1 pseudogene is annotated in these 1,183 nt (G+C 46.2%); it reads right to left on the bottom strand.

The features are described from left to right. Positions 1-920, bottom strand: a pseudogene (locus AC1XTG_RS25560) (gliding motility-associated C-terminal domain-containing protein); the annotation flags it as partial. Between the last annotated feature and the right edge of the window lie 263 nt (positions 921-1,183).

Here is a 1,183-nt window from a genome sequence, read left to right on the forward strand (position 1 = left end):
GCCCTGATCTGCTGGTTGATGAAAGTACCTGCTTCCACACAGATGTCATTCAGCGGGTCCATTAACGGGCGGTCATTGCGGGCGTCGTCCACGATGATCTGCATATCCCGGACTATTTGCCCGATCAGGACACCATCCCGCCATTCTTCTACGATGAATGCTACGTTATAATAACCTTTTGTGACAGGTGCATCCCAGACAAGGTCACCTGTGAGTTCATTAATGCTGAAATTAGCGGGCGAAGCACCTGCCTCTGTGCGGCCCGGTGCGCCGATCTGGTTAGGATTAACATATTGCAGATTGATACCTGCGCCATTTACGCCACTTCTTTGAGGGACAAAAAGGCGGTATGCAAGGCTATCGCCATCGGCGTCGAATGCATTGGGATTGTGGATGTAACGCTGTCCTACCGCAGCAAGATCAATGGGCGCATTCAGTAAAACAGGAGTTTGGTTAGCACCGAACTGCGGATTGATTTCAAGAATGGTACTAACGTAAAAGTTAAGGTTTTGAGTGGGCGGAGGTCCGATATTCAGGATACCATTATTTCTGTTATCCTCTTCAAATGAGATCCTGTAAGCTGCCGCAGCCGGAAATGTGTAGTTAATAATGTAGGTATTGCGGGTTGTATTGTTCCCGATATCCGGTGGCGGGTTTTCGACTCTCGGCGCTTCAAGAACCACCGGGGTACCCGAAGACCGGACGTTCCCTATCGTAAAAAAGATGGTGTTCTGAGCGTTGGCTGCACCCTCTCCATTTTGCATATCAAAATAGGCGGTGAGTTTAAGCTCATAAGTAAGGCCCGAGATTCTCCTCGCCGTAATTTCTCCGGCGCGAATGTGCGTGGCCATCGCATCAAAGCCGGAAAACAAAAAGCAAAGCGAGAAAGTATATAGTAGAAGTCGTAAAGCAGAGCGCATATATGTTAAATCAAGCTATTGGATAGAGGTTTTAAAGCCTGTTAATCACTTTTCAACTAACTAGATGAACGAAAATTTACACAAAATGTGTGCGTTCAAAGCGAATATATGTGATTATGTAAACTTACCAAACAACTCATCCAATCATATCCTGATAGTAGTTTAACCTGCGCTCTGTTTTACCTCTGCCTTACCTGATAAGCTGTACCCATCCTTTCAGGATAGTTTGCTCGCTTTCTCTTTTAGCTGATTCAAAACGGACC

Source organism: Dyadobacter sp. HNCC25DJ183, from assembly GCF_056895175.1.